The sequence below is a fragment of the Arthrobacter gandavensis genome (genome assembly GCF_039528575.1).
In the GTDB taxonomy this organism is placed as follows: Bacteria; Actinomycetota; Actinomycetes; order Actinomycetales; family Micrococcaceae; genus Arthrobacter_B; species Arthrobacter_B citreus_B.
In genome coordinates, this window is record NZ_BAAALV010000002.1 from 1,329,432 (window position 1) to 1,336,399 (window position 6,968).

Genomic DNA, 6,968 nt, shown 5'->3' on the forward strand with positions numbered 1-6,968 from the left:
TTTTCTTCCTTAAGAAGGTTGTTGTGATTTTTGCAAAGCCCGCTAGATCTAGCGGATTGGACGTTTGGACGTTTTGTTCAGACAACTTGAGTTCATACAGAAATATAGTAGTAAATAGGCTCTGAAAGCTATATTTCTCTAGTAGTACTGCTATCTTCTAAATAAAAGTCCAAACGTCCAATCCCTTATGAACAAAGGGAAGTAATCCCCTCAGGGGCGTCCAAGAGAAGTCCAAGGAAAGTCCGATTGGACGTTTCTCGGTCAGAGGTCTTTGGCAAGGGCGAAGTGCGATACGCCCGTCTGGACTTTGTTGGACAGTTCCGGACTAAGTGAAAGTCCAATGAACCGGACGCCGTCCGAACGTCCCTTCCCGTAGTAGTAGTCCGCCACGTCAGAGGAGAAGGTCTGCTTGCCAGGTACATTCCGGATGCCCTGAGATTCGGACCAATGGCGGAACATCTCGTAAGCAGCCGTAAGGCCTAGGCAACCTGACAACGGAGCCCCCGGGTCTTGGATTACATTCCCGGATTCGATCAGGGCTTCCATAAACTGGAGTGCGTGGCTGTTTGCCGTCTTGTTTCCGTCCATAGCAGCCATGACTGCGGCCGTCGGAGCAAGTCCTTCATCCCAGAAGGACAGCATTCCCTCCAAGATCCAGTTCAGAATGCCGGACCGCTCCTCCAGGACCTTATTCTCAAGCTCCCTGTCCATCTGGTGTTCCGGGTCCGTCTCCGTGAAGGAGTGTGGAAACGAAATGGGAAGGATCTTGATGAAGGTTGCTTCGTCACGGGTGTCGAATTTCAAGGCCATGTTCGAGGCGATGAATAGTACACATTGAGGCTTCCACGGAGATTCCATCTGCCGCATTTGGCGGGTGTTCTGCTCGTCGCCTCCGAGGATGCCCTTCAGGAATCCATCATCGAGCGGCTTCTTGCCCTGAACTTCCGAGAATCCAACAAAGCGTTTGTTGCGGAGAGCATCCTGATAGAAGTTCGTATCTCCGTTGTTGAGCTGGATGGCCTGATTGTTTGGCATCACGGAGTAGGCCTGTCCGAGTCTATTGAAGACGGAGAGGAAGACCGATTTTCCGGACGCTGGAGCGCCTTGCAGATTGAAGAGCGCACGAGGCTTCTCTTCTGCACTGAAGGCGGCTCCTACTGCCTTCTGGAGGAGCCTGACGGTGTCTCCGCAGTCATCCACGATGGAGGAGGACAGGAAGGCTTTCCATATCGCGGCGTCAGCCGAAGGATCATAGTCCGCGTCGAAGAACCGAGTGACAGGACGCGAGGCATCATGCGCATGCAGCGTCACGGAATCGGTACGGCGGAACTCTTGAAGGTCGATGACTCCGTTGCGGACAACGAGCCACTGCCTGTCGTTCTCGAAGTAGCCAGGGCCCTTGGCAACCCGGCGCTCCAGCTTGCTCAGGACGTCATTAACGCCCTTGTTCGAGTTCAGAGAATAAGCGAACGCTTCCCAGTGCTTGCGTGCAGCAACGATTGAAACTTTGAGTTCGGAGATTGCCTTCTTGGCATCATCTTCGGAGAGATTTCCGGCTTCGATGATCTGCACTTGGGTCGTCAGCTGTTCGTCGATGAAAAGCCCAAGTTCCTTGTACGCGTATCCCAGAATGTCAATGAGCTGCATAGGGACTACCGCTGTCTGCAAAGGAGTGTGGACCGTGCCGTTCCAGACATACCAAGTCTTGGATTCAGCGTTGAAGCTGAGAGCGTTAGGGGCATGCTCAGCAATGAAGTCTGCGCCGTCTGTGGCGTCTTTCGGGACCTTCTTCGATAGGTCCCGCAGATCAAGCTCAGAGAGCTGTTGCCCGCCCGTCATTATGAGCATCCATGCGTTGCTGGAGATGCTGTGAGCGGACATGAGGTACTGGGTTTCCGGCAGATAGGACAAATGAATTCTTTCGATTGTGTGAGTCCATGGGACTCCTTTCGGTAGTTTGTAAATTGATCTTGTTTTGTTTTGGCGCTATCGCACTGGGGCGTCAGGTAACCGGTTGTTACTGTTCTACAGGTTGGTTAGATGGAAGCATCGAATGATGCAAGCTCATTCTTGAGTCGGTCGATCTTTGCCTGATAGGCGGCACGCGATAGGATTTGCTTGGCGAGCATTCGCGCGTAGAGGGTTTGTGCAAGGCTCAACTTGCGCTGAGCTTCAGCTCTTGGCGTTCGGTTCATGTCTTTCCTTAGGCGAGATTTGACTAAATTGATTCATGTATCAGTTTATCACTTTAAAGATGGGGTGTGTGCAAAAGGAGTTTTCCAAGCAGTGTCTCTGTAGTCATAAAAACCCCGGAATCCCGGGCATTTTGAAACCTTTTTCTGAGTTTAGATAATCGGACCTAAGTGCTAGTAACTCTGTAACAAGTCAGAGGATCACTGACCATGCATCAGGCGTTCTGCCAGCTCCGGTTCTATCTCGAACTCGTTAGAGGCGTTCAGATCCGCGAGCTCCAACATGAGGTTTGTAGGGCGAAGCGTGATGAACTCCGGTCTGAAGCGGGCCCCCTGCGGACCGGGATGAACCACTATTTCCTCGTATAGGGAACGAATTATGGATCGCTTCCTACCCATTGGAATATCTTCCCAGCGCTTCCACAGGGCCTCTGACCCCTCAGCCATCTCCGGAAGCAAACCTGCAAAGGACGTCTGCTTAGTTAATTCCAGGATCTGCGAATCCAGTTCTGAAAGCTTGGCGGCGTTGGCCCTCTCCGCCTTGCCGATGATGTTTGGCGAGAGGCCCTCCTCCGCTGCTTCGTCCAACCAGACATCATGTTTCTTTACCAATTGCATGCGGCTCAAACGGAGATCGTGAACGCTGTCAGCACCTTCAGGATTCACGACCCTATCGGCACCCTGATGCATTAGGAGGTAGAGGAATTTATCGACGACAAACTTTTCTAACGGTAGTCCTACGCGGGAGACGTGTCCGGGTGTGGTGCATCGATAGGCCTTAGCGGAACCAGCCCCTCCACGATAGGAGATGTTCAAGCCTTTTCCACACTTACTGCACGTCGCTATACCGGTCAGCAAGTGAGGCGAGTGCCGAGACCCCTGTACCCCTCGTTTCCCGGTCTTGTTGGCCTCGATGTTCTGCTGGATGGCCTCGAAAGTTTCCTCGTCTAACAGCGCCTCCCACCCCTGCATGGTGTAAGCGGTGCCGTTGTAAACGCGTTTACCTATAAGCCGGGGCGCAGTAAAGAAGTTCTTAACTGTCCCAGGCTCCCAATTCTTACCTCCGGCGCCCTTGCTCGCAGGTGTAAGGAAGCCCGCTGCGTTCCATGCCTTGGCAACCTGAAAGAATGTCGTTTCGCCCTTCGCCAACGCTTGTGCGGCCTCACGGATCGCCTTAGCTTCAGCAGGAACCAACCGACCCGTTAATCGGTCGTTCCCAAACACTGGCCGGGCGTAGTGCCATTTGCCCGCTTTAGCGTCCGAGAGGTTCCGCAATTTCTGATATTCGGCCTTCTTCTCGCCGTCTGCCGCGTCAATCACTGAACGGATGAGGGTGAGCATAGTCGAGTCACCACTGGAGAAGTCCAGCATCCCTCCGTCTTGGAGATAGCCCGTAATGCCTGCAGCCTTGAGACGAAGGGTATCCATCACGTCGCGAGATAGTCGGGAGGCGCGGTAGGCGACTACCACTGGAGGAGCGTCTGTTAGCAACTGCTCGAAGGCGGGGCGCACGCCGCCGTCTGTGGCGCTTTTATCGTTGTCCCGATATATCTTGCCTACAGTCCAACCCTTCCCTGCAATGAAGGCCGTGCATGCGGTTACCTGCTCCGCGACCGTCTTGCCCTCGTCGCTAGTGCCCCGACGCTTATCGGCACTGAGGCGGGCGTAGATCGCTGCTGTCGTCATGCCTGCACGGTACAGAGGCCTGAGGGTGTAGCCAAATGTTACCGCCTGGGTCATGATCACACTCATGTCCGCCGTATTAGTTGCCGCAATCCTCACGGTGGCGCGGCCTGCCTTGGTTTCCCTCTTTGAATCAGCAATCGCCCAAGTCCAGAAGTAGGGACGTCTCCAGAAGCACGGACACCGCTGTCCAGGGCCGGGATTCCGGAACCGCCGTCGTGGACTTCGTCCTGGTGGGCGCCCTGCTGACAGTCATCGTGGTGGCAGTGATACAGCTGGCACTGGTGCTGCACGTGCGCAACACGCTCACGGATGCTGCTGCGTCCGGTGCACGCTACGGGACCCTGGCCGACCGGCATCCGCAGGACGGCGTGGAACGGACCAGGCAGTTGATCTCCGGTGCCCTGAGCCCCGGGTTCGCGCAGGACATCAGTTATCTGCGCTCGGAGGATTCAGGACACACGATGCTCAAGGTCACGGTGCGGGCTCCGCTGCCGGTCATCGGTTTGATCGGCCCGCAAGGAGGAATCGAGGTGGCCGGGCATGCTTACTGGCCGGACTGATCCGCCGGGACCGGTTCCGGGTAAAGACTCCCCGGACGCGAACGAGGACGGAAGCGCTGCGGTTGAGTTCGTTTTCCTCGGAGTCCTGCTGCTGATTCCACTGGTCTACCTGATCCTCACTGCCGGACAGGTCCAGGGAGCTGCCTACGCGATGGTTGGTGCTGCAGAGCATGCGGCGAAGGTCTACGCCGCAGCTTCTCCTGGAGACGGGCCGGAGAGCCAGGCACGCGCGGCAGCGGAACTTGCGCTTACGGATTTCGGATTCGACGCGGATGCCCTTGAGCTGCAGATTACGTGCAGCCCGGAATGCGGGGCTCCCGGATCGACCGTAACCGTCACGGCCGCCATGAGCGTTCCACTCCCGTTCGCCGGCGCGCTGGGGGTGGACCTGGCACCGGTACGGGTCGATTCGACGTCTATGCAAACAGTCGAGAGGTACGGATGACCAGGGCGCGAACGACGGCGGACGACGGCGAGTCAGGACAAGTGGGCGTGCTGATCATCGGATACGTGGTGCTGGCTTTGCTGGTGATTACCGTCATCGCAGGGGCTTCGTCGGTTTACCTGGGCCACAAGAAACTCCTGTCCGCGGCAGACGGGGCAGCCTTGGCTGCAGCCGACACGTTCACGCTGGCCCAGGTGCAGGGCCCGGACGGGGCTGCCCCGGTTGCACTACTGGATTCGGGGCGCGTTACCGCACAAGTCCAGCGCTACCTGCAGGAGAGCCGGGCAGGGGAGCAAACGGCATCTCTGCGGATCGAGCCAGGCACCGGGACCCCGGACGGGCGCACCGCGCGCGTGGTGCTCTCCGGCGTCGTACATCCGCCGATCGTGAACTTCCTCGTCCCGGACGGTATCCGCGTCACCGCTGAAAGCGATGCGCGCGCCCGGCTGACACGGTAGGGCCTGGCGGCCGGCTGGCGAGGGAAACCTAGGAAGCTTTCGCCTGTTCCTGCGGCGGGTAGTGGCTCCACCCACCGTGGTCCACCTCCAGCAGTGTGCCGTCGTCGGCGTAACAGAGGGTGACGCGCTCGCCGTACAAGTCGCAGGCCGGGTCCGGGCAGCGGTCACGGAGGGATCCTGCGTAGTCGGCCGCATCGTACTGGTCCCAGTCGTCCAGTTTGCCAATGGCCCAGGCATCGCCCTGCTCGGCCAGTTCCTCAAGCTCGTCCCGGCCGTAGCTGTGTCCACGCTCAGGGTGGCGGACGGGGGAGGGGGAAGCGTTCATCGAATCTCGAAGCTCCTTTCCGGATCGGACAGCACCAATGTACTCCCGGGCACTGACACCCCCGCGTCCATTCGCCGGTGCGTCCCGGATCCCTTGTGCCACCCTTCGGGCGCAGCTCCGGCCGGGAATCCGGGGCATGGCGTAGTCTGTAATCACCATGGCTGAAATTGATTTTCCCGCAGAAATCCGCGCCCTCCGCTCCACGTTTGCCTCCATCGAGGACGTTTCAAACGTTGCCGCGATGAAGGAAGACATCGCTGAGCTCAGCGAAATGGCGGGGGAACCCAATTTGTGGGACGACCCGGACGCTGCGCAGAAGATCACGTCCAAGCTCTCGCACAAGCAGAGCGCCCTGGAACGGCTGCAGAAACTCGAGGCACGCATTGATGACCTTGAGGTCCTCGTGGAGCTGGCCCAGGACGAATCGGACGCCGACAGCAAGGCTGAGGCGGTGTCCGAGCTGGAGTCGCTGCGCAAGGCGCTCTCCGAGCTTGAAGTGGTGACCCTGCTCTCCGGTGAGTACGACGAGCGCGAAGCGGTAGTAACTATCCGCGCCGGTGCCGGTGGGGTGGACGCCGCGGATTTCGCGGACATGCTGCTGCGCATGTACCTTCGCTGGGCAGAACGCCACGGTTATCCGACCCAGGTCCTGGATACCTCCTATGCCGAAGAAGCCGGGCTGAAGTCCGCCACCTTCGAGGTGAAGGCCCCCTATGCCTTCGGCACGCTGGTGGTGGAGGCCGGGACGCACCGCCTGGTGCGCATCAGCCCGTTCGACAACCAGGGCCGCCGCCAGACCTCCTTCGCCGCCGTCGAGGTGATCCCGCTGATCGAAGCCACCGACCACATCGACATTCCGGACAACGAGATCCGCGTGGACGTCTTCCGCTCCTCCGGCCCCGGCGGACAGTCCGTGAACACCACGGACTCCGCTGTCCGGCTGACCCACATCCCCACCGGGACCGTGGTTTCAATGCAGAACGAGAAGTCCCAGCTGCAGAACCGCGCTGCCGCCATGCGCGTGCTCCAATCCCGCCTCCTGCTGCTGAAAAAGGAACAGGAAGACGCTGAGAAGAAGGCATTCGCCGGCGATGTGAAGGCGTCCTGGGGCGACCAGATGCGCTCTTATGTGCTCAACCCGTACCAGATGGTCAAGGACCTGCGAACCGAACATGAAGTGGGCAATACGTCCGCGGTGTTCGACGGCGAGATCGACGACTTCATCGACGCCGGCATCCGATGGCGGGCCAACGGCAGCGTCTCCGCCCGCAACTAAGGCTCCGCAGGCCCGGCAGCCGAAAA

The 6,968-nt window shown here is 58.5% G+C and carries 8 protein-coding genes; 4 read left to right on the forward strand and 4 right to left on the reverse strand.

Annotation, left to right across the window (positions count from 1 at the left end):
• Window positions 1-261: 261 nt before the first annotated feature.
• The 3 genes from ABFX29_RS09475 to ABFX29_RS09485 all read right to left on the reverse strand — a co-directional run bounded on the left by ABFX29_RS09475 (window position 262) and on the right by ABFX29_RS09485 (window position 3,878).
• Window positions 262-1,911 carry a DNA primase family protein gene (locus ABFX29_RS09475; RefSeq protein ID WP_152226867.1) on the reverse strand — a complete coding sequence of 550 codons (1,650 nt, stop codon included), beginning with the start codon at window positions 1,909-1,911 and terminating at the stop codon, window positions 262-264.
• Window positions 1,912-2,036: 125 nt separating this feature from the next.
• Window positions 2,037-2,195 (reverse strand): hypothetical protein, encoded by a 159-nt coding sequence (locus ABFX29_RS09480; protein ID WP_170287732.1) that lies wholly within the window; start codon window positions 2,193-2,195, stop codon window positions 2,037-2,039.
• Window positions 2,196-2,393: 198 nt separating this feature from the next.
• Window positions 2,394-3,878: a recombinase family protein gene (locus ABFX29_RS09485; protein ID WP_170287733.1), complete on the reverse strand. Its 1,485-nt coding sequence runs from the start codon at window positions 3,876-3,878 to the stop codon at window positions 2,394-2,396.
• Between the two features lie 125 nt (window positions 3,879-4,003).
• On the opposite strand from ABFX29_RS09485, the gene ABFX29_RS09490 reads away from it, so the two are divergent.
• From ABFX29_RS09490 to ABFX29_RS09500, 3 genes are read left to right on the forward strand one after another with little or no spacing between them, the layout of a single operon-like run.
• The gene (locus ABFX29_RS09490; protein WP_152226870.1) at window positions 4,004-4,438 is read left to right on the forward strand and encodes a TadE family protein; all 435 of its coding nucleotides are present in this window, start codon (window positions 4,004-4,006) and stop codon (window positions 4,436-4,438) included.
• Window positions 4,419-4,883 (forward strand): hypothetical protein, encoded by a 465-nt coding sequence (locus ABFX29_RS09495; protein ID WP_152226872.1) that lies wholly within the window; start codon window positions 4,419-4,421, stop codon window positions 4,881-4,883. Before ABFX29_RS09490 ends, ABFX29_RS09495 begins: the two co-directional genes overlap by 20 nt.
• Window positions 4,880-5,341 (forward strand): pilus assembly protein TadG-related protein, encoded by a 462-nt coding sequence (locus ABFX29_RS09500; RefSeq protein ID WP_152226874.1) that lies wholly within the window; start codon window positions 4,880-4,882, stop codon window positions 5,339-5,341. The genes ABFX29_RS09495 and ABFX29_RS09500 overlap by 4 nt, the downstream gene beginning before the upstream one ends.
• A gap of 28 nt (window positions 5,342-5,369) precedes the next feature.
• Here ABFX29_RS09500 and ABFX29_RS09505 read toward each other — a convergent pair whose 3' ends face one another.
• The gene (locus ABFX29_RS09505) at window positions 5,370-5,666 is read right to left on the reverse strand and encodes a hypothetical protein (RefSeq protein WP_152226876.1); all 297 of its coding nucleotides are present in this window, start codon (window positions 5,664-5,666) and stop codon (window positions 5,370-5,372) included.
• 157 nt (window positions 5,667-5,823) lie between these two features.
• Between ABFX29_RS09505 and prfB the strand changes: the two genes are divergently transcribed.
• Window positions 5,824-6,942, forward strand: a complete 1,119-nt coding sequence (prfB, locus tag ABFX29_RS09510; protein ID WP_091603268.1) for a peptide chain release factor 2 — start codon at window positions 5,824-5,826, stop codon at window positions 6,940-6,942.
• Window positions 6,943-6,968 lie beyond the last annotated feature (26 nt).

Excerpts from the sequence above, each read along its gene's own strand:
- ABFX29_RS09505 (WP_152226876.1), bottom strand. The coding sequence starts at position 5,666 with ATGAACGCTTCCCCCTCCCCCGTCCGCCACCCTGAGCGTGGACACAGC.
- ABFX29_RS09500 (WP_152226874.1), top strand. The coding sequence starts at position 4,880 with ATGACCAGGGCGCGAACGACGGCGGACGACGGCGAGTCAGGACAAGTG.
- ABFX29_RS09480 (WP_170287732.1), bottom strand. The coding sequence starts at position 2,195 with ATGAACCGAACGCCAAGAGCTGAAGCTCAGCGCAAGTTGAGCCTTGCA.
- prfB (WP_091603268.1), top strand. The coding sequence starts at position 5,824 with ATGGCTGAAATTGATTTTCCCGCAGAAATCCGCGCCCTCCGCTCCACG.
- ABFX29_RS09495 (WP_152226872.1), top strand. The coding sequence starts at position 4,419 with ATGCTTACTGGCCGGACTGATCCGCCGGGACCGGTTCCGGGTAAAGAC.
- ABFX29_RS09485 (WP_170287733.1), bottom strand. The coding sequence starts at position 3,878 with ATGACGACAGCAGCGATCTACGCCCGCCTCAGTGCCGATAAGCGTCGG.